Source organism: Proteus sp. HMSC14B05 (assembly GCF_001808035.1).
In the GTDB taxonomy this organism is placed as follows: domain Bacteria; phylum Pseudomonadota; class Gammaproteobacteria; order Enterobacterales; family Enterobacteriaceae; genus Proteus; species Proteus mirabilis.
Window position 1 is genome coordinate 169,063 of sequence record NZ_KV792002.1, and the last position, 20,518, is coordinate 189,580.

General features: G+C 38.3%; 19 protein-coding genes. 12 read left to right on the forward strand and 7 right to left on the reverse strand.

Annotated elements, in window-relative coordinates:
* Positions 1–608: 608 nt before the first annotated feature.
* From HMPREF3129_RS16810 to rlmM, 3 genes are read left to right on the forward strand one after another with little or no spacing between them, the layout of a single operon-like run.
* Positions 609–1,529: a transcriptional regulator GcvA gene (locus HMPREF3129_RS16810; protein ID WP_004245498.1), complete on the forward strand. Its 921-nt coding sequence runs from the start codon at positions 609–611 to the stop codon at positions 1,527–1,529.
* A gap of 43 nt (positions 1,530–1,572) precedes the next feature.
* Entirely contained in the window at positions 1,573–1,968 is a 396-nt protein-coding gene (locus tag HMPREF3129_RS16815) for a DUF423 domain-containing protein (RefSeq protein WP_004245496.1), read from the forward strand.
* Positions 1,961–3,058: a 23S rRNA (cytidine(2498)-2'-O)-methyltransferase RlmM gene (gene rlmM, locus HMPREF3129_RS16820; protein ID WP_004245495.1), complete on the forward strand. Its 1,098-nt coding sequence runs from the start codon at positions 1,961–1,963 to the stop codon at positions 3,056–3,058. Before HMPREF3129_RS16815 ends, rlmM begins: the two co-directional genes overlap by 8 nt.
* An 88-nt stretch (positions 3,059–3,146) precedes the next feature.
* On the opposite strand, the gene xni is transcribed toward rlmM, so the two are convergent.
* The 3 genes from xni to queF form a co-directional block, all read right to left on the reverse strand.
* Entirely contained in the window at positions 3,147–3,896 is a 750-nt protein-coding gene (gene xni / locus HMPREF3129_RS16825; RefSeq protein ID WP_017827597.1) for a flap endonuclease Xni, read from the reverse strand.
* Between the two features lie 6 nt (positions 3,897–3,902).
* On the reverse strand, positions 3,903–5,270 hold the full coding sequence (ppnN, locus tag HMPREF3129_RS16830) for a nucleotide 5'-monophosphate nucleosidase PpnN (RefSeq protein ID WP_036918962.1): 1,368 nt from the start codon (positions 5,268–5,270) through the stop codon (positions 3,903–3,905).
* 91 nt (positions 5,271–5,361) lie between these two features.
* Entirely contained in the window at positions 5,362–6,207 is an 846-nt protein-coding gene (gene queF, locus HMPREF3129_RS16835; protein WP_004245492.1) for an NADPH-dependent 7-cyano-7-deazaguanine reductase QueF, read from the reverse strand.
* 163 nt (positions 6,208–6,370) lie between these two features.
* On the opposite strand from queF, the gene syd reads away from it, so the two are divergent.
* The 6 genes from syd (at position 6,371) to HMPREF3129_RS16865 (ending at position 12,366) form a co-directional block, all read left to right on the forward strand.
* Complete coding sequence (gene syd / locus HMPREF3129_RS16840; RefSeq protein WP_036920129.1) at positions 6,371–6,919, forward strand: SecY-interacting protein; 549 nt, start codon at positions 6,371–6,373, stop codon at positions 6,917–6,919.
* Between the two features lie 473 nt (positions 6,920–7,392).
* Positions 7,393–7,716 (forward strand): YqcC family protein, encoded by a 324-nt coding sequence (locus tag HMPREF3129_RS16845; RefSeq protein ID WP_004245488.1) that lies wholly within the window; start codon positions 7,393–7,395, stop codon positions 7,714–7,716.
* 8 nt (positions 7,717–7,724) lie between these two features.
* Positions 7,725–8,498 carry a tRNA pseudouridine(65) synthase TruC gene (truC, locus tag HMPREF3129_RS16850; RefSeq protein WP_004249508.1) on the forward strand — a complete coding sequence of 258 codons (774 nt, stop codon included), beginning with the start codon at positions 7,725–7,727 and terminating at the stop codon, positions 8,496–8,498.
* A gap of 289 nt (positions 8,499–8,787) precedes the next feature.
* Complete coding sequence (gene ptsG / locus HMPREF3129_RS16855) at positions 8,788–10,236, forward strand: PTS glucose transporter subunit IIBC (RefSeq protein WP_004249509.1); 1,449 nt, start codon at positions 8,788–8,790, stop codon at positions 10,234–10,236.
* A 121-nt stretch (positions 10,237–10,357) separates the two neighbouring features.
* The gene (locus HMPREF3129_RS16860; protein ID WP_036918960.1) at positions 10,358–11,851 is read left to right on the forward strand and encodes a hypothetical protein; all 1,494 of its coding nucleotides are present in this window, start codon (positions 10,358–10,360) and stop codon (positions 11,849–11,851) included.
* A 71-nt stretch (positions 11,852–11,922) separates the two neighbouring features.
* Positions 11,923–12,366 (forward strand): flavodoxin, encoded by a 444-nt coding sequence (locus tag HMPREF3129_RS16865; RefSeq protein ID WP_004245484.1) that lies wholly within the window; start codon positions 11,923–11,925, stop codon positions 12,364–12,366.
* A 119-nt stretch (positions 12,367–12,485) separates the two neighbouring features.
* Here the strand turns inward: HMPREF3129_RS16865 and HMPREF3129_RS16870 are convergent, their stop codons facing one another.
* The 4 genes from HMPREF3129_RS16870 to map form a co-directional block, all read right to left on the reverse strand.
* On the reverse strand, positions 12,486–12,872 hold the full coding sequence (locus HMPREF3129_RS16870; RefSeq protein WP_004245482.1) for a DUF3461 family protein: 387 nt from the start codon (positions 12,870–12,872) through the stop codon (positions 12,486–12,488).
* A 69-nt stretch (positions 12,873–12,941) separates the two neighbouring features.
* Entirely contained in the window at positions 12,942–13,766 is an 825-nt protein-coding gene (dapD, locus tag HMPREF3129_RS16875) for a 2,3,4,5-tetrahydropyridine-2,6-dicarboxylate N-succinyltransferase (protein ID WP_004245480.1), read from the reverse strand.
* A gap of 34 nt (positions 13,767–13,800) precedes the next feature.
* Positions 13,801–16,446, reverse strand: coding sequence for a bifunctional uridylyltransferase/uridylyl-removing protein GlnD (gene glnD, locus HMPREF3129_RS16880; protein ID WP_049257150.1), 2,646 nt, complete (start codon positions 16,444–16,446; stop codon positions 13,801–13,803).
* Between the two features lie 154 nt (positions 16,447–16,600).
* Entirely contained in the window at positions 16,601–17,398 is a 798-nt protein-coding gene (map, locus tag HMPREF3129_RS16885; RefSeq protein WP_004245478.1) for a type I methionyl aminopeptidase, read from the reverse strand.
* Positions 17,399–17,916: 518 nt separating this feature from the next.
* On the opposite strand from map, the gene rpsB reads away from it, so the two are divergent.
* The 3 genes from rpsB to pyrH all read left to right on the forward strand — a co-directional run bounded on the left by rpsB (position 17,917) and on the right by pyrH (position 20,493).
* Positions 17,917–18,642, forward strand: a complete 726-nt coding sequence (rpsB, locus tag HMPREF3129_RS16890) for a 30S ribosomal protein S2 (RefSeq protein ID WP_004245475.1) — start codon at positions 17,917–17,919, stop codon at positions 18,640–18,642.
* Between the two features lie 135 nt (positions 18,643–18,777).
* The gene (gene tsf / locus HMPREF3129_RS16895; protein ID WP_004248719.1) at positions 18,778–19,629 is read left to right on the forward strand and encodes a translation elongation factor Ts; all 852 of its coding nucleotides are present in this window, start codon (positions 18,778–18,780) and stop codon (positions 19,627–19,629) included.
* A 135-nt stretch (positions 19,630–19,764) separates the two neighbouring features.
* Complete coding sequence (gene pyrH / locus HMPREF3129_RS16900; protein ID WP_004245471.1) at positions 19,765–20,493, forward strand: UMP kinase; 729 nt, start codon at positions 19,765–19,767, stop codon at positions 20,491–20,493.
* Positions 20,494–20,518: the final 25 nt, after the last annotated feature.

Genomic DNA, 20,518 nt, shown 5'->3' on the forward strand with positions numbered 1-20,518 from the left:
GTAAAAATCTAACCGCGAGATTATACGGTTAATAATATTTATTTATAATGAAATTGCTAATTTGTTTACTGTGAATTGCGATAGATTTTTATGGTAACACGATAAAGGTGAGCTTGTTTATAGCATCGAAAATGGAATAGATGTTTATCTACTGAGCGCTGTTATTGCCTATGGGGAAAAGATGTTACACTTTTTTAGCATAATAATAGCTAAGTAGGTGCGCATTTAGCATAAAAATAGGATGTGCAGTCCGTCAGCGTTACGAAGTTAGAGTAAAATTATATATAAAAAAAGCACCGCCTTGGCGGTGCATTATAAAATCACTATGGACAGACAGGGTAAATGTACAGGAAGTGAAAAAAAACAGTAGCATCAGCTACAAAGTCTGGAATTTCCAGACAACTTGCAAACACAACATCACAACCACAAAGCCAAAAGTTTTGCAGTATTGCTACTACACAACTTTTCGTTCCGGCTTAGGAAGTGCGAGTACTATAGGTATTTACTGGCTAATCATCAAGGGACAAATTATAATGCTTCGCATAAAAAAAACTAATAACTAACGTTAGGGTTTACCAACAGCCAAAATAGGGGTTTCACAACAGAATATGTCTAAACGTTTACCTCCACTAAATGCCCTTAGAGTTTTTGATTCGGCAGCACGTCATTTAAGTTTTACTAAAGCGGCTGAAGAATTATTCGTGACTCAAGCAGCGGTTAGCCATCAAATTAAAACATTAGAAGAATTTCTTGGGCTAAAATTATTTAGAAGACGCAATCGTTCTTTGTTACTGACCGAAGAAGGTCAAAGTTATTATCTTGATATCAAAGAAATTTTCTCTTCAATTAATGAAGCGACAAGAAAATTACTTGCACGAAGCGCAAAAGGGGCTTTAACAGTGAGTTTGTCGCCGAGTTTTGCTATTCAGTGGTTAGTACCGAGGTTATCAGGGTTTAATCAGGCTTATCCGGGGATTGATGTCCGTATTCAGGCGGTTGATCGCGAAGAAGATAAGCTTGCTGATGATGTGGATGTGGCTATTTTTTATGGCCGCGGGAACTGGACTGGATTGCGTACTGATCGTCTTTACGCTGAATATTTAATTCCGGTTTGTGCTCCTTCTTTGCTGACAGGTGAAAAACCACTAAAAACCCCGTCCGATCTGATTTATCATACACTGTTACATGATACATCGCGTCGTGATTGGCAAGCTTATGTTCGTCAATTGGAGATCCAAAACCAGATTAATGTGCAACAAGGGCCTATCTTTAGCCATAGCTCTATGGTGATACAGGCTGCAGTACACGGACAAGGTGTTGCATTAGTTAATAATGTTATGGCTCGCAGTGAAATTGAATCAGGTCGATTAGTTAGGCCTTTTCAAGATGTGCTTGTCAGTAAAAATGCCTTTTATTTAGTTTGCCAAGACAGTCAGGCTGAATTAGGAAAAATTGCTGCTTTCCGTCAATGGATTTTATCTCAAGCGGCAAATGAACAGGAAAAATTAGGATTATTGGCAACTTCTTAATATTTGTTTAGGTAAATTAGCTCCTAACAGGAAGGAATAAACAGTGAATAGTCGTACATTGCTTATGTTTTCCGCAATCAGTGGTTTTTTTTATGTGGCTTTTGGGGCATTCGCTACCCATAAATTAGCCCCTCATTTATCGCCACAGCATTGGGAATATATTCAGTTAGCTATGCGTTATCAAATCGTACATACTTTACTACTTGTAGGGTTAGCGGCGATATTAATGCGCAAAACCATTTTATGGCTTTATTGGGCAGGTATTTTCTTTGGTTTAGGCATTTTACTTTTCAGTGGTAGCCTTTATTGTATGGCGCTAACACAGGTTAGGTTATTATCTTATTTTACGCCAATTGGTGGATTTAGTTTTCTTATTGGTTGGATTTTAATTTTTATTGGCGCTTTGCGTCTAAGGACACCGGCATCTCGCCATGAATAAAGTAGCATTATATTGTCGCCCTGGTTTTGAAAAAGAGTGCGCGGCGGAGATAACGGATAAGGCAGGACAAATAGGTGTTTATGGCTTTTCTCGAGTGAAAGAGGGAAGTGGTTACGTCATTTTTGAATGCTATCAAGAAGGTGATGCAGATAAAATTGCTCGTGATGTGGATTTTAGAGGGCTTATCTTTGCACGCCAATTATTTGTTTGTGGTGAATTATTAAAGAACTTACCACCAGAAGATCGTATTACCCCCATTATTGACCAGCTAAAAGGTAGTACAGAAAAAGCAGGTGAATTACGTGTTGAAGTCGCTGATACCAATGAAAGCAAAGAGTTATTAAAATTTTGCCGTAAATTCACTGTTCCTTTGCGTAATCAATTACGTAAAGAAAAGATCTTATTAAAAGTTGAAAATTATAGTCGTCCGGTGATCCATGTCTTTTTTATTGCTCCGGGATGTTGTTACGTGGGCTATTCCTATAGCTTTAATAACTCGCCATTCTATATGGGGATCCCCCGCTTAAAATTCCCAGCCGATGCACCAAGTCGTTCAACTTTAAAACTTGAAGAAGCGTTCCATGTTTTTATTCCTTATGAAGAGTGGGAAGAGCGCTTAGCCAGTGGGATGAGTGCGGTTGATCTTGGGGCTTGTCCAGGAGGATGGACTTACCAATTAGTTAAACGTAGCATGATGGTGCATGCCGTTGATAATGGACCTATGGCTCCTTCTTTAATGGAAACAGGGCAAGTGCGTCACCATCAAGCTGATGGCTTTAAGTTTGAGCCGACATCAAAGAATATTACTTGGCTGGTGTGTGATATGGTTGAGAAGCCTGCCAAAGTGGCTGCATTAATGACAACGTGGATAGTTAATGAATGGTGTCGTGAAGCAATATTCAACTTAAAATTACCGATGAAAAAGCGTTATGAAGAAGTTGCGCATATCCTTGATAAAATTAGAGCTGAATTAGCTGAGAAAGGCATTAATGCTAAAATTCAGGCTAAGCATTTGTATCATGACAGAGAAGAGATCACGGTACATATCCAAAATATCTGGGCTGCTTATCGTCCTGATCGCGAGTTTTAACTTCACAGCGTTAAGTTCATCTTTTGATGAATAAATTATCAACAGGCTAATTCTCTATTACAGAGCGTTAGCCTTTTTATTGATTAAACTATTTTAAACGTAACTGTTGTAAATTACCGTTTAGCTGAATATCAGTACGAAGTGTGGTGATTTGGCGGCTAATAAAAGCAACTTCTTTATTATCACTCAATTTGGTTTGCCATTTTTTGGGCACTTCATCAATGTGTTGATACAGTGACTCTAAATTAGGATAAAGTTGCAAAAGTTCTGTTGCACTTTTAGGGCCAATACCGGGGACACCGGAAACTTTACTGCTGCTAACGCCTGTTAATCCCCAATAATCAGTTAATTGTGTCGGTTTAACACCAAATTCTTGACTAATAAATTCAAGATCGAGCCAGCGTTTTTGGAAATAGTCACGAATACGTATGGCAGGGGAAAGTAATTGGCAATAACCTTTATCTGTTGAAATAATGGTCACATTATGTCCGGCTTGAGCGACTTTTGTTGCCAAAGTTGCGGCCACATCATCCGCTTCATCGCCTCCTGAATGCCAGCTTTTTATACCTAAGTTAAGTAGCATTGCTTTAATTTCTGGAAGCTGTTGGTGCAGATCAGCCGGCATCGGCGAGCGGCCTGCTTTATATTCCGGCAATAACTGATGGCGCCAGCTATTTTCCCTATCATCTTCATCAAAAACAGCAACCGCGTGAGTAGGCCGTGTGTGATTAAGCAATTGATTCACGCTATGTTCACACACTGTCAGGCATGAAGAACCTGATGCCGCATGAATACGGCGGATCAGGTTTAATGCATCAATGATCAGCAAATGTACCATAATTAATTAGCTGATGATCTCGTAACAAGGTTGATAGGCACTACCACCAGGTAGCTTCATACGATGTTGTTCGACAAAACCCGCCAATAAAATATCCATACGGCGCATAATATCGCTTTCACCGTGAATTTTATAAGGGCCATGAGCTTCTATCGCCTTCATTCCCACTTCTTTTACGTTACCTGCGACAATACCGGAAAATGCACGGCGTAAATCAGCCGCCAGTTTTTCAGGAGATTGATGCGTGCTTAAATTAAGTGATGCCATATTTTCATGAGTTGGCTCGAAAGGATGTTGTAAGTCCGCATTAATTTTTATTGACCAATTGAAGCTGTAAGCATCCCCTGTGCTACGACGGTTATCTTTTACCAATGGCATGTATTTCTTCATAATACGAGCCACTTCAGCCGCATCATCGACGATGATTTGATAATGACGTCGTGCATCTTCACCTAAGGTATTAACAATAAAATCATCGAGTACTCGGAAATAGTCTGCACTCTCTTTAGGACCCGTTAAAATCAGTGGCAGTACTTGTTCTTGGTTTTCTGGTGACATCAGAATACCAAGTAGATAGAGTAGCTCTTCTGCGGTTCCTACGCCCCCTGGGAAAATAATAATGCCGTGGGCAATACGAACAAAAGCTTCCAGACGTTTTTCAATATCTGGCATAATGATAAGTTCATTAACCAGAGGATTTGGTGGCTCTGCGGCGATGATTGATGGCTCTGTAACACCAATAAAACGGCTATTTTTATAACGTTGTTGAGCGTGCCCCACTGCAGCGCCTTTCATGGGAGCTTCCATAGCCCCAGGTCCACACCCAGTACAGATATTCAGTTCGCGTAACCCTAATTCATTACCGACTTTTCTACCGTAAAGATACTCTGTTTCATTGATGGAGTGTCCGCCCCAGCAAACGATCATATTTGGATCTTCATCGATATGCAGCGCTCTTGCATTACGTAAGATAGAGAAAATGGTGTTTGTTATATGGGCGCTGTTTTCAAGGTTTAAATGTAGGTCGCGTTTTGCCGTGGTTATTTGTCCATGCACAAACAAAATATCGCGCAGTACAGCAAATAGGTTTGCTTGTAGAGAGCGAATAATTTTTCCATCAACAAAGGCATCTTCTGGGGGATTAACTAGCTCTAATTTTACACCACGTTCGCGACGCAGTACGTTAATATCAAAATCTTGGTATTTAGATAACAGTTCTTTACTACTATCAGTAAGGCTACCAGAGTTGAGAACTGCAAGTGAACAGTTACGAAACAGTTGATAAAGATCACTGCTGGCTGTTCTTTTAAGCATATCAACTTCTAGCTGTGAAAGCAGATCCATGGAACCTAATGGGCTGACATGAGTTATCACGTAGGACTCCTTTTTCTCCCGAAATAACAAACTGAAGTGCAACTGATCTCTGTATAACATAGATCATATTAACATACAGGCATTATTCACGTTATTGTCTGGCTAAGCGGCCAGTTTCTGGAACAAACTCACAATTACTACGCCAAGGATTAATATCTAATCCTCCACGGCGAGTGTATCTTGCATAAACCGTTAATGTGTCTGGTGAACAAAATGTCATAATATCGTGGAATATTCGCTCAACACACTGCTCGTGAAATTCATTATGCTGTCTAAAGGATACAAGATAGCGTAGTAGTTTTTCACGGTCGATTTTTTTGCCTTTATATTGGATCATCACAGATCCCCAATCAGGTTGGTGCGTGATCAGGCAATTTGATTTTAGCAGATGACTAACAAGCGTCTCCTCAACCAGTGTATCTGTTGTTGATCCGTTTAACCATTGGCTATCGAATTGGTAATTATCAATTTCAATAGGTTGGTTATCAATGCACTCTCCTACAAAATCGACAATAGGCTGTGAGGTAAAATGGGAAAGTGGGTAAAGCGTTAGATGCACCCTGCCTTTAGCACAAGCAGTTAAATCTTTGAGTAATGTTTCTTCAACAATGTGCCAATTTTCAAAACGAGTTTGATTAAAGCTATTGAGATAGAGCTTAAAGCTTTTTGATTCGATGAGATTTTCTGTCGTTGCATCTAATTCTACATGGCCAATAGCCACTTGAGGTAAGCCTTGGCTGTTGAGCCAAGATAGCTCATACATTGTCCAGATATCACCACCATGAAAAGGTAGATTGTCAGCAGTTAAAGAGAGTGAATCTCGATTTAAGCGACGAGGTACACCTTGTAATAGACTCGCATCATAGTGTGTGTGGTATTGTGTTTCTTTGCCTAATGATAGTGCTTCGAGAGCCTTATCTCCCTGATATAAAGACATAATCGATATCCTAATGTCATCAAAAAATGGAAAGAGCCGTGATTATACTAGCGAAATATCAAGAGTATATGAACGCTTTATTATTGGCGCTCAAAATTACCGGTATTATCAGGTAACATAAGGGATATATTTCTCTTTTTTATGCCTACAGACGATGATAACGATGAATGATATTTCCACTGAATTAAAACAGCTTACGCAAAATTATGTTGATTTATGGCAACAAGAGTCAGGGTTTCCTCCTGCCAGCCATGAGCTTTATGGTGTTCCTTCTCCTTGTATTTCTCGTACCGGAGATAATGTGGTTTATTGGTTACCACAGCCTTTTACGGGTCGAGATAAATTAGAAAAAGTTGAAAAAGCGATGGGGATTATTATTCGCCCTGAATTACATGACTATTTTACTACGCAATATGCTGGTGATATGCAAGTCCGTTTTGATTCGCTCAACTTTACTCTGCTTCAAATTTGGAGTGAAGAGGATTTTATTCGCCTACAAGAGAACATGATCGGACACCTTGTGACACAAAAACGATTGAAGCTCACCCCGACTTTGTTTATCGGTACAACAGCGTCTGAAAACGATATTATTTCTGTATGTAATCTTTCAGGTGAAGTAATACTAGAAACTTTTGGTCAAAAGAAAAGGGAAGTGCTTGCAGATAATTTATCACTATTTTTAATAAAATTAACCCCTGTTTTTGATAAGTAAGGTAATCATTTAGCTATTTTTTCTGTGAGATATATCTTACAAAAAGAGCATCTTTAGCTTACTAAATGCAAATATTGCGTAATGCTTTTTTTGTTTGTTAAATAATTTCAATGGATTAATCATACATTGTTTTTCGTGATGGTTTTTCTTTATTGATTACCTTTGTTTTGTGGGTTGTTTCACTAACCAATTATTGGCATTCTACCTCCGCCAACTAAGGGATTATTTGGTAACCGTGATAAAGAAAGTAATCAAGGATGTAGGAAATAGGATATTTCCATTAATACAAGATATAGACTTTCATCATCATGGATGACAGATGACAATAAAACGGTTCTGCTAGGATGCAGGTATTATATTAGATAATCATATCTTCTTGTCTAAAGGGGCTACGGCCCCTTTATTTTCTATTTGCTTTTCACTCTTTCAGCCCCAATGTTATGCTTATTCTGTTTTTATGTAAGGAATAAACAATGACCTCAGAACAACACATTTTAGCAAGACTGTTATTAATTGAAGAAGAGATGAAAAACATAGGGTTATGGCAATTGGATGCGCCTAATGATGAGGCTTTTGCAAGCTCAGAGCCTTTTTGTATTGATACAATGGAGGCGCATGAATGGTTGCAATGGGTTCTGATCCCTCGTTTATCTTCTCTTATTGACAGTGGTATGGCATTGCCGACGGCTTTTGCTATCGCACCTTATTATGAAGAAGCATTTAAGGACGATGAGACGCGTGATTATGTGGATTTACTCAATCACCTTCGTGAACTTGATGCGTTATTTAAGCAATAAGGTCAATGATGCTAGATATTATTTATCAAGATGAATATCTTGTGGCGGTGAATAAACCGGCGGGCTGGCTTGTTCACCGCAGTTGGCTTGATAGGCATGAAACCGTGTTTGTGATGCAAACATTAAGAGATCAAATTGGTCAGCATGTTTTTCCTGTTCATCGTTTAGATAGACCCACATCCGGAGTGCTATTAATGGCGCTCTCTTCCGAGGTTGCAAGAACACTTTCAGTCTGTTTTGAACAACATCAAATGGAGAAAGTGTATCATGCAGTTGTGCGTGGCTATGTTGAAGAGCCAATGATAATTGATAGTCCACTTGTTGAAGAGCATGACAAAATCGCTGACAAATTTGCCTCTCAACCCCCTAAAATTCAACACTGTATTACGCATTGTGTGCCACTTGCAAAAGTGGAAAAAGAAGTGGCGATAGGGCGCTATCCAACATCGCGTTTTAGCTTATTGGAATTACGTCCTGAAACGGGGCGTAAGCATCAATTGCGCCGTCATATGTCTCATATTCGTCATCCTATTATTGGGGATACAGCCCATGGTGATTTACGACAAAATCGTGGGGTCGTAAATCATTTTCAATCACATCGTTTGATGTTACACGCAAGTCAGCTAAACTTAATTCATCCGATCACTCAACTACCTCTTAACTTAACAGCGAAGTGGGATCTGCCATGGCAACATCTGATTAATCAGTTTGGCTGGCGTGGTCTAAAGCCCGAATTAGAGCAATTCGGTGAGGATTTAGCTCACCATTTTGTACTTTCTTGATATTTAAATATTGCTTACATCTCGTGACTATCAAGACTTATTTACTTAAGTTTTGATAGTTTGCGCAATATTTATTGCTCAATAACTGGTTGTAATATAAAAAGTTACTTTTATTGATAAAAGATATGAACTGAAACGTGACAGCTATCATATATTCAATAATAGATTTATTTTATGATGTAAAATAAATAGAGCTTATTATTAGATAAGTTAATTGAATAAACCTACCTTAGCTTTAAACAAATAAAAAACTTATAACACATACAACCCATATTCGGGAGTCTGCTTGATGTTTAAAAACCTATTTGTTGTTTTACAAAAAATTGGAAAATCCTTAATGTTACCGGTATCTGTGCTACCTATTGCCGGTATCTTACTAGGGGTTGGGTCTGCGGGACTATCATGGATCCCTGTCTCTGTTTCTCAAGTGATGGCAGAAGCGGGGGGATCGGTTTTCTCTAATATGCCACTGATTTTTGCTATTGGTGTGGCGTTAGGTTTTACCAATAATGATGGTGTCTCAGCTCTTGCGTCCGTCGTTGCCTATGGCATTATGTCAAAAACCATGCTGGTGGTGGCACCTTGGGTCTTAGGATTATCTCCTGATAGTGTTGAAATACAACGTTTAACTGATACGGGGGTACTCGGTGGGATCATTGCCGGTATTATTGCCGCATCAATGTTTAACCGCTTTTATCGTATTAAACTTCCTGAATATTTAGGCTTCTTTGCAGGTAAACGTTTTGTACCTATTATTTCTGGTCTGATTGCGATTTTTGTCGGTATTCTTTTATCCTTTATTTGGCCTCCTATTGGTACTGCTATTCAACGTTTTTCTGAGTGGGCTGCGTATCAAAATCCAGCCGTTGCATTTGGTATTTATGGTGTTGTTGAGCGTGCGTTAGTGCCATTTGGTCTGCATCATATCTGGAATGTACCATTCCAAATGCAAGTGGGTGAGTATGTAAATAGCGCAGGACAAGTGTTCCACGGTGATATTCCACGTTATATGGCAGGTGATCCAACTGCGGGGATGTTATCAGGTGGCTTCCTATTTAAAATGTTCGGTCTACCTGCGGCCGCCATTGCTATTTGGCATACAGCACGTCCTGAAAACCGTGTAAAAGTTGGCGGGATCATGATTTCTGCGGCATTGACTGCCTTTTTAACAGGGATCACAGAGCCAATTGAATTCTCATTTATGTTCGTAGCACCTATTCTTTATGTTATTCATGCCATTCTTGCCGGTTTAGCATTTGTTATTTGTATCTTGTTAGGTATGCGTGACGGTACAAGTTTTTCTCATGGTTTAATCGACTTTATCGTATTGAGTGGCAATAGCAGTAAACTGTATCTATTCCCAATTATTGGCATACTTTATGCGATAACTTATTACTCTATTTTCCGTTTCTTAATCGTGAAACTAAACCTGAAAACCCCAGGGCGAGAAGTAGAAGATAAAAATGCGAAACAAGCGGATAAAAGTGCGATGGGACAATCTTTAGTCGCTGCTTTCGGTGGTAAAGATAATATCAGTAGCTTAGATGCTTGTATTACACGCTTGCGTATTGGTGTAAAAGAGATTGATAAGGTCGATCGTGATGAGCTGAAAAGACTGGGAGCGGCTGGTGTTGTGGTGGTTGGATCCGGTATTCAAGCAATTTTTGGCCCTAAGTCTGATAATTTAAAAACTGAAATGGATGAATATATTCGGTCTATAGGTACAACTGAAAAATAAATTATTTTTGACTAAATTAGAAAACACTCTTATGCATCAGCTAAGAGTGTTTTTTTATTGAAATAATATAGGTGTTAATTATGTAATTATTTTAGAACATAAACAGAGTTTAAGAGATTAAATGACAATGAAATTATTTGGAAAAGATGATGAATATAAAACTTTTGTGCTCTCTATAGGGAATAAAAAAAACATCTCTTTGGGAGAATATGATATTTCTTTAGGAAGAAAAGATTTATCTTTACTTATAAGTAATAGTAATAGAGACTTTATGATTGTTAATAAAGATAAAGAAGTTTTATTTCTTAAATTTACATTAGAGTTGAAATGTGCTCTGGAAAAATACATATTTGGAAAAAATAAAAAAAAAGATAGGCTGAAGAAATTAAAAGATATTCTTGAAAAAGAAAGATTAACTGATAAAATAAAAATACTTGATAATAAGGTAATTGTATCAGAAATAAAAGATGCTAATGATATAAATGTATTATTTTCCTCTTTGCTAAAGAATAAAGATGATTCTAGTACACTTTTTAATAAAATATTTAGTAATAAAAATACTATAATTAATAGTTTTATCTCTAAAAAAGAAAAAAAGATTTCTGATGACATAGAAAAGATAGCAAATAAAATTATGCGTAACCCAGAATTTACATTATATAATAATAAATCTCTTAAATATCAACATATAACTACTATTTCGAATAAAATTTTTAAGGAGCCAGAGAATACTGATATAACAAACGATGATTCTCATAATAAAAATAATCTTGATAAAATAAAAAAAGAAGACTCCTCCAAAAAAAACAAAAAATCAAAAAAAACAGCCTTGATGGAACAACTTGATAAAGATAAAAAGAAAATGAATGAGTTGTTAGCTATTTCTAGCCAAGGGTTATTAAAAACTGTAGAGTATATAGATAATCTATCTAATTTAATTAGTTCTAAAACTGATAATGGCATTTGTAATTCCGACCTCATTGACCAATTCAAAATGTCTATTGAAACTTTGGTAAAAAAATGTAATGTCTTTAACAAAGATAGTCAGTTTTTACCTGAAAAAGATATTGAGATAGAGTTAAGTGACATAAAAATAACAATTGAAGAACTTAATGAAATTATAAAAAAGATGGAGAGTTTTAAATCTAATCAGTTATATTTTTTTTATAAAGAAGCAGATGAATCTAATTTTACTACAGTTAACGAGATTAATGTTAATTTTAAAAAGGTTTTTTTTAATAATATAAAAGATATGTTTTCTCAATTATCTTCTTATAATAAATCATTAAAGGAAAATAAAGGTTTTTTCCTTAAACTGTATAAATTATTATTTAAAAACAAATACCTAAGAAAAAAAGAGATAAATGATAATGCTGTTAAAAAATTAGAAATATTGGATAGGGATTTATTCTTTTTGCTTGAATCTAAAGATTTTAAAAATAATTATGTACCTGATTGGGCTTGCAAATTAGTAGCTAAAATAATAAATGAATCAATGCCTAGAAACGATATTTTTTGGCGATTCTCTAAAGAGCGCACAGAATGGAATAAAATTTATAAATCATTTATTGTAGATAGATCATTTATTGTAGAGAGAAAGAGAGAAGAAATATAGAGCATAAATTATATATCAATAATATAGTATGTGATTTACTATGATTATAGATAAATAAAATAGGGGACATTATGGCTAAAATCGGCATTTTTGTTGGTACTGTTTATGGCAATGCATTGGCGGTTGCTGAAGAAGCGCAGCGCATTTTGCTTGAGCATAAACATCAAGCTAATATCTATGAAGAGGGTACACTTGCCGATTGGCAAAAATATTCAACAGTACTGGTGATAAGCTCTACAACCGGCCAAGGCGATTTACCCGATACAATAGCACCTTTATTTTATGAGCTACGAGATAATGTTGGTTATCAACCTAATTTACATTATGGCCTAATTGCGTTAGGTGATAGCAGTTACGATAATTTTTGTGGTGCAGGTATGCAATTTGAAGCGTTATTACAAGAGCATCAAGCAAAGCGTATTGGTGAAATATTAAAAATAGACAGTATGGATATTGCCGAGCCAGAAGTATTTGCTATAAATTGGCTGGAAAACTGGGCTACATTATTGAATTAAATTAATCGGTTACTTGAGCAATAAATTGATGGATCATGGCTATCTTATTAAAGAGCACCGCTTACTATTAAGTTGTGAATAGTTATAAGCGGTGTTTCTTATAAAATTGAGACAATTAATTAACGACGAGTCAATTTTTCTAAATCGGCTTCAATTTCAGCAATTTTATTGGCAACAACGTGCTCAAGGTGACGTAAATCATCGAGGATTTTATGTTTCAAATCCACTTCCACTTGATCTTGCTGGCAAATTTGATCTAATTCTTCAATCACATAACGTAAGTTAGTGTTGATTTCATTGACTTCTTTAAAACCTTGTCCTGATTGAGTATCAGAAATTGTTTTACGTTGGCGTGGATATTTAAATTTTACACTTTTTGCAAAGAATTCACCTTTATCTTTGCGAAAATAAATTTTTAAAATATCGTTGTTAGCTTCTTGACGTAGGGTATAGCGATCAATATCTTCAGGATGTTGGATCCCTAAATTTTTTAAATTATCGTACATATATTGGCACCAGATAGAAAGATGAATGAGATACAGCGAACAGAATTCATTCTATCCGCTGTTATTATATTAGTCGATAGTTCTTAACAATTCATTAATACCCACTTTCCCGCGTGTTTTAGCATCGACTTTTTTTACAATCACAGCACAGTACAAACTGTAACGACCATCTTTTGACGGTAAATTACCAGAAACCACCACTGAACCAGCAGGAACACGACCGTAATGGATTTCGCCAGTTTCTCTGTCATAAATTTTGGTACTTTGTCCAATATAAACACCCATTGAAATGACAGAGCCTTCTTCAACAATCACACCTTCAACAATTTCAGAACGTGCTCCAATAAAGCAGTTATCTTCAATAATGGTTGGGTTAGCTTGTAAAGGTTCTAATACGCCACCGATCCCAACGCCACCGGATAAATGGACATTTTTACCAATTTGCGCACATGAACCAACGGTTGCCCATGTATCCACCATACTTCCTTCATCAACATAAGCACCAATATTGACATAAGAAGGCATTAGAACCGTATTACGAGCAATATAGGCCCCTTGTCTGACGGCAGCAGGTGGCACAACACGAAATCCTTCTTTTTCAAAACGAGCTTGATCGTAATTTGCAAATTTCATTGGCACTTTATCAAAATAACGGCTTTCGCTACCGTCGATCACTTGATTGTGACTGATACGAAAAGAGAGTAGAACCGCTTTTTTTAGCCATTGATGAGTAACCCACTGACCATTAATTTTCTCAGCAACTCGCAATTTTCCACTGTCTAGTTGAGCGATAACGTTATTTATCGCATCGCGTACCTGTGGTTCAACATTATCTGGTGTGATTTCAGCGCGTTGTTCAAAGGCGTTATCAATAATAGATTGTAATGCTTGCATCTATAGTATTTCCTATATGTATTGTCGTGGGTTTCTATATTTTATCCTTTGAAACGAGGGCTTTTGTCAACCTTTCTACGACTTCATCCTTCATTTTTTGGTTTAACGCATTATTTTCGTTATCTGTTAATACAAAAAAATCCTCAACACGCTCACCAATAGTGGTGATCCTGGCGCCATGTAACGAAAGAGAAAGATCGGCAAAAACCTTACCTATAATAGCTAATAAGCCTGGGCGATCGCGCGCAAATAATTCCATATAAGTTCGTTTATTATGGTTAGAGGCGATAAAGTTAATTTTAGTGGGTACCTCAAAATGGCGTAATTTAGCTGGTAAAGCACGGGTTTTGGCATTGGCGTTATAAGGGGCTGATACAACGCGAATAAGCGCTTGGCGTATAGCATGATAGCGATCAATCGCCAGTGGTTTACCATTAGGCTCTAAAACGATAAAGGTATCCATTGCCATATTGTCGCGATTAGTAAAAATTTGTGCGTTGTGAATATTTAAATTACGTCTATCTAGCTCACCTGCAACAGAAGCAAATAGAGAAGGTCGGTCAGCACACCAAATAAAAACCTCTGTACCACCATGCTCGGTTTGTTGGCTAATCAATACCATAGGCTCGGCACTATTGTGCTCAATAAGTGCCTGAGCATGCCAAGCAATTTGCTCTGGAGTATGACGTAAAAAATAGTCCGCATGACAACGAGCCCAAATCGCTTGCAGTTTTTCTTCATCGACCTGTTGCTGTTGTAAAATAGTTAGTGCTTGCTGACGGTGATCGCGGATACGTTCCCGTAAATCTGGAATAGAATGCATCCCTTGGCGTAATTGATTGGCCGTAGCGAGAAATAGTTCACGCAGTAAGCTTTGTTTCCAACTATTCCATAAGCTACTGTTTGTTGCACAAATATCAGCAACAGTGAGACAGAGTAAATAGCGTAAACGGCTCTCATTTTTGACTTCAGAGGCAAATTGGAAGATAACATCGGGATCTTGAATATCACGTCTTTGTGCCGTTACAGACATAAGTAAGTGATGACTTACAAGCCATTCAACTAAAGCGATTTCTCGTTGATTTAGTCCATGTTGTTGAGCAAAGCTAATAACATCCTGTGCACCTAATAAAGAGTGATCACCATGTCGCCCTTTAGCAATATCGTGAAATAGAGCAGCAAGTCTTAATAACTCAATTTGAGGTAGTTTCGGGTAGATATCGACACAAAGAGGATGTCGGTTTCGATTTGCATCATCAGCGAAACTTTCAAGTTTTTGTAATACACGGATAGTATGCTCATCAACTGTATAAGCATGGAATAGATCAAACTGCATTTGCCCGACAATATTGTTCCATTGTGGGAAATAAGCACTTAATACACTATGTTTATGCATTGGGACAAATGCCCCCGAAACCGCCCTAGGATGACGTAAGATTTGCATAAATACTTGTCTAGCTAGTGGGTACTCACATAAAGGTTGTACTAAATGACGACGGGCATAACGCAAATGGCGTAGTGTGGTCGAATAAATTCCGGTTATCTCTGCATGCTCTGCCATACGTAAAAATAACCGCATAATGGCAATAGGATCATTAAGAAAACATTCATCGTCTATAACATCAATTAATGTACCTCTTAATTGAAATTCTTTGTCAAGAGGGCGAGGTTTAACATTGGGTTGTAATGCGAGGATTGCTTCATCAAAGAGTTGCAGTAGCATATCGTTTAGCTCACTCACACGGCGAGTAACGCGATAGTAATCCTTCATCATTTTTTCGACAGGTTGGTTGCCTTCACCTTGATAATTTAAAAGTTGGGCAACGCTTAATTGGCGATCAAACAGTAACCTATTGTCATAACGATTGAGGACTAAATGTAGCGCAAAACGGATCTTCCATAAGGTATATTGGCACTCGAGTAATTCTTGTCCTTCGGCAGGGGTTAAAAAGCCAAAGTTGACCATTTCAGATATTGATGTTGCGCCAAAATGACGGTGAGCGACCCATATAAGGGTGTGAATATCACGAAGTCCCCCAGGACTACTTTTAATATCAGGCTCTAGATTATAACTGGTGCTATGAAAGCGTTGATGACGTTGTTCTTGCTCTTCAATTTTAGCTGCAAAGAAATCAGGCGATGGCCAAAAACCTTGGCTAAAAATGTGTTTAATTAATTGTTGATAGAGTGCGTTATTACCACAAACAAGACGCGCTTCTAGTAAATTGGTGGCAATAGTTAAATCAGACAGTCCTTCTAAAAGGCACTCTTCCATCGTTCTCACACTGACACCTATCTCTAAACGGATATCCCAAAGCAAGGTAATTAATTGACTCACTTTTTCGGCAATTTGGGGAGGAAGAGGCTGTTGACTTAAAAATAGCAAGTCAATGTCAGAAAGAGGGTGTAATTCTTGGCGACCATACCCCCCCACTGCAATGATACAGAGATCAGGGTGATCCGCTAATTCAGTATAACGCCATAATTGTGTGAGTAGTTGGTCGATAAAGTGACTACGAGCTTGTAGTAACAAAGCAACATCAGCATCATGATGAAAAGCATCTGTTAACCATGACTGAAATTGTTCAATAGAGTGTTTTAGTAAAGTACTATCTAGCGTATTTTCAGTCAGCAACGAAGGGGACGGTGGTGCTGTTTGAAAGGTATTGGAGGTTATCATAGTTAATCATCTCACTCATATATGCTGATTATATTAAGAGTAATGTTAAAACGGTAACCTGACTAGCATTTCTATTTTCTTACCAAAGTTGAAAATAAAAAAAACGACATACCTCGAAAAAATATGTCGTTTTTACATTTTAGAAGAGTGCGATTTATTCGTTGACTAATACGGCAGAAATAAATGGCTCTTCTTCTTTACGCAGTGTCATGATTTCACAACCATTGTCGGTAACCACTAAAGTATGCTCATATTGAGCAGACCAACCGCGATCTTTGGTTTTTACTGTCCAACCGTCTTTCATGGTACGAATACGGTAATCTCCAGTATTGACCATCGGCTCGATAGTAAATGCCATGCCTTTTTGTAACACAACACCACCGTCATCAGCATCATAGTGTAATACTTGAGGCTCTTCGTGGAAACCTTCGCCAATACCATGTCCACAATATTCGCGTACCACAGAAAAATCATGTCCTTCAACGAATTTTTGAATGGCTTTACCTAATTCACGTAAGCGAATACCTGGTTTTACCATTTTTATTGCAAGGTAGAGGCTTTCTTGGGTGATCCGACACAGACGCTCACCTTGAATAGTCGGTTTACCGACGATAAACATTTTTGACGTATCGCCATGAAAACCCTCCTTAATGACAGTGACATCAATATTAACAATATCGCCGTCTTTTAAGATTTTGTCTTCACTAGGAATACCATGGCAAATAACATCATTAACAGAAATACACACTGATTTAGGGAAGCCATGATAGTTTAAGCAAGCAGGGATAGCTTGCTGAACATCAACAATATGTTGATGACAAATACGATCTAATTCCGCTGTACTTACGCCGGGTTTTACATAGGGTGCGACAACTTCAAGGACTTCAGCCGCAAGACGACCCGCGACGCGCATTTTTTGAATATCTTCTTCAGTCTTGATTACAATAGCCATTTGAGTTCTTCATTAATAGATTTAAAAGCCACAATACAATCATTATTGCATGGTATTGCAGGTCTATGAATTATGATGGTGAGAAATAATTCTAATTACCATTTATGATATCAGCAGAAAGTGGGTGTGCCAATCAAAGAGGATAGGAGTAATCTGTTTGATATCGCCAATAATCAGGCACATTACGCCTTATATTGTTTGTTGTCTTTACATATTGCGCTTTTTTATTCGCTGTTGTTAACCGATATATTGGCAGTGAAACCGTAACTAATAGTGGTTTCTTGAGGTTATTTATGGTATAAAGCGCGCCGGAGTTCTGTTATTGGCTATGACTTCACCGCGTGAGGTTTAAGAAATAGCAGTAAATCTGAAAACATTCAATTGTGTTAATGACACACACAAATCGACACATACGCCGGGGTGCTCTTATGTAAAGGTTTAATCTTTACAGCTGATGAGTCGGTCGTATGGGATTTGTGGAGGAAATAACCCCAAATTTAAACTTATAGAGGTCTAAAATGGCAACTGTTTCAATGCGCGATATGCTGCAAGCCGGTGTTCACTTCGGTCACCAAACTCGTTACTGGAATCCAAAAATGAAACCATTCATCTTTGGTGCGCGTAACAAAGTTCATATCATTAACTTGGAAAAAACTGTTCCAATGTTCAATGAAGCTCTGGTTGAACTGAACAAAATTGCTTCTCGTAAAGGCAAAATCCTGTTTGTTGGTACAAAGCGCTCTGCCGTTGAAGCTGTTAAAGAAGCAGCAGAAAGCTGTGACCAGTTTTATGTAAACCACCGCTGGTTAGGCGGTATGCTGACTAACTGGAAAACTGTTCGTCAGTCAATCAAACGTCTGAAAGATTTAGAATCTCAATCTCAGGACGGTACTTTTGACAAACTGACCAAGAAAGAAGCGTTAATGCGTTCTCGTGAACTTGGTAAGTTAGAAAACAGCCTGGGTGGTATCAAAGACATGGGCGGTTTACCTGACGCTCTGTTTGTTATCGATGCTGAGCACGAACACATTGCTATCAAAGAAGCAAACAACCTGGGTATCCCAGTATTTGCTATCGTTGATACTAACTCTGATCCAGATGGTATCGACTACATTATCCCTGGTAATGATGATGCAATCCGTGCGGTTAAATTATATCTGACCGCTGCAGCAACAGCTGTTCGTGAAGGTCGTTCTCAAGATCTGGCTGTTCAGGCTGAAGAAGGCTTAGTCGAAGCTGAATAATAAGGCATGCTCGTAAGAGCCCTTATTTAACCAGGTATTGCTATATATTGGTTAGGGGGCCTCAATAGGCCCCCTTTACACATCTGCTATGAGAACATCTATGGCTCGCCCATAGAAAAGTCGAGGAAGAAACAAATGTCTGGAATTACCGCTGCATTGGTAAAAGAACTGCGTGAACGTACTGGCGCAGGCATGATGGAATGTAAAAAAGCGCTGGTTGAAGCTAACGGTGATATCGAATTAGCTATCGACAACATGCGTAAATCAGGTCAAGCAAAAGCGGCTAAAAAAGCAGGTCGCGTTGCTGCTGAAGGTATCATCCTTGCAGAAGTTGCTGCTGATGGTAAATTCGGTGCGCTGGTTGAACTGAACTGTGAAACAGACTTCGTTGCTAAAGATGCTGGCTTCATCGCATTCGGTAAAGATGTTATGGCCGCAGTATTAGCAGACAAAACTGACGATATCGAAGCACTGAAAGCGAAATTCGAAGACGCTCGTACTGCATTAGTTGCAAAAATTGGTGAAAACATCAACATTCGCCGCGTTGCTATTTTAGAAGGCGAAGAGTTAGGTACTTACCTGCACGGTGCTCGCATCGGTGTTTTAGTTGCAGCTAAAGGCGCTAACGAAGAACTGATCAAACACATTGCTATGCACGTTGCTGCAAGCAAACCAGAATATGTTCGCCCTGAAGATGTGCCTGCTGATGTTGTTGAGCATGAGCACCAAATCCAGATGGATATCGCAATGCAATCAGGTAAACCACGCGAAATCGCAGAAAAAATGGTTACTGGTCGTATGAACAAATTCACCGGTGAGATCTCTCTGACTGGTCAGCATTTCGTTATGGATCCAAGCAAAACTGTTGGCGATCTGCTGAAAGAAAACAATGCTGAAATCATTAACTTCGTTCGTTTCGAAGTTGGTGAAGGTATTGAGAAAGTTGAAGCTGATTTCGCAGCAGAAGTTGCGGCAATGAGCAAATAATAACGCTTTGCGTTAATAGAACCGCCTTAAGGCGGTTCTGTTTTGTTACAATCTCCACTGACAGTTTGCTTTTCTTTGAAAAGAGTAAGGCTATCTAAAACCTCCAATTAACTAATCTGCTTAGGACAGAACACCATGGCAACCAATGCAAAACCCGTATATCAGCGAATTTTATTAAAGCTGAGTGGCGAAGCCCTGCAAGGCGCAGAAGGTTTTGGTATCGATGCGAGCGTACTTGATCGCATGGCTCAGGAAATTAAAGAACTCGTTGAATTGGGCATACAAGTCGGTGTCGTAATTGGCGGTGGTAACTTGTTCCGTGGCGCTGGTCTAGCAGCTGCAGGTATGAACCGTGTTGTGGGTGACCACATGGGAATGCTCGCCACAGTAATGAATGGCTTAGCAATGCGTGATGCATTGCATCGTGCTTATGTCAATGCACGATTAATGTCAGCATTTCCACTTAATGGTGTTTGTGATAACTACAGTTGGGCTGAGGCTATTAGCTTATTACGCCATGGCCGAGTTGTTATCTTCTCGGCAGGTACAGGCAACCCATTCTTTACGACTGACTCAGCTGCGTGTTTACGTGGTATTGAAATTGAAGCTGACGTTGTATTGAAAGCGACAAAAGTTGACGGTGTATTTTCAGCCGATCCAACCAAAGATCCTGATGCGGTATTATATGAAAAGCTGACTTATCAGGATGTATTAGAACGTGAATTGAAAGTCATGGATCTTGCTGCATTCACATTAGCCCGAGATCATAATTTACCTATCCGCGTATTCAATATGAATAAACCGGGTGCATTACGTCGGGTTGTAATGGGTGAAAGTGAAGGAACTTTGATTTCTCACGCTTAATACACAGAGACAATGGTATAATTTG

Bases quoted from the DNA above. Each gene is read 5' to 3' on its own strand.
- tsf (WP_004248719.1), top strand. From the start codon at position 18,778: ATGTCTGGAATTACCGCTGCATTGGTAAAAGAACTGCGTGAACGTACT.
- rlmM (WP_004245495.1), top strand. From the start codon at position 1,961: ATGAATAAAGTAGCATTATATTGTCGCCCTGGTTTTGAAAAAGAGTGC.
- HMPREF3129_RS16870 (WP_004245482.1), bottom strand. From the start codon at position 12,872: ATGTACGATAATTTAAAAAATTTAGGGATCCAACATCCTGAAGATATT.
- HMPREF3129_RS16810 (WP_004245498.1), top strand. From the start codon at position 609: ATGTCTAAACGTTTACCTCCACTAAATGCCCTTAGAGTTTTTGATTCG.
- HMPREF3129_RS16845 (WP_004245488.1), top strand. From the start codon at position 7,393: ATGACCTCAGAACAACACATTTTAGCAAGACTGTTATTAATTGAAGAA.
- syd (WP_036920129.1), top strand. From the start codon at position 6,371: ATGAATGATATTTCCACTGAATTAAAACAGCTTACGCAAAATTATGTT.
- xni (WP_017827597.1), bottom strand. From the start codon at position 3,896: ATGGTACATTTGCTGATCATTGATGCATTAAACCTGATCCGCCGTATT.
- glnD (WP_049257150.1), bottom strand. From the start codon at position 16,446: ATGATAACCTCCAATACCTTTCAAACAGCACCACCGTCCCCTTCGTTG.
- HMPREF3129_RS16865 (WP_004245484.1), top strand. From the start codon at position 11,923: ATGGCTAAAATCGGCATTTTTGTTGGTACTGTTTATGGCAATGCATTG.
- rpsB (WP_004245475.1), top strand. From the start codon at position 17,917: ATGGCAACTGTTTCAATGCGCGATATGCTGCAAGCCGGTGTTCACTTC.
- queF (WP_004245492.1), bottom strand. From the start codon at position 6,207: ATGTCTTTATATCAGGGAGATAAGGCTCTCGAAGCACTATCATTAGGC.
- map (WP_004245478.1), bottom strand. From the start codon at position 17,398: ATGGCTATTGTAATCAAGACTGAAGAAGATATTCAAAAAATGCGCGTC.
- ptsG (WP_004249509.1), top strand. From the start codon at position 8,788: ATGTTTAAAAACCTATTTGTTGTTTTACAAAAAATTGGAAAATCCTTA.
- HMPREF3129_RS16860 (WP_036918960.1), top strand. From the start codon at position 10,358: ATGACAATGAAATTATTTGGAAAAGATGATGAATATAAAACTTTTGTG.
- pyrH (WP_004245471.1), top strand. From the start codon at position 19,765: ATGGCAACCAATGCAAAACCCGTATATCAGCGAATTTTATTAAAGCTG.
- dapD (WP_004245480.1), bottom strand. From the start codon at position 13,766: ATGCAAGCATTACAATCTATTATTGATAACGCCTTTGAACAACGCGCT.
- truC (WP_004249508.1), top strand. From the start codon at position 7,725: ATGCTAGATATTATTTATCAAGATGAATATCTTGTGGCGGTGAATAAA.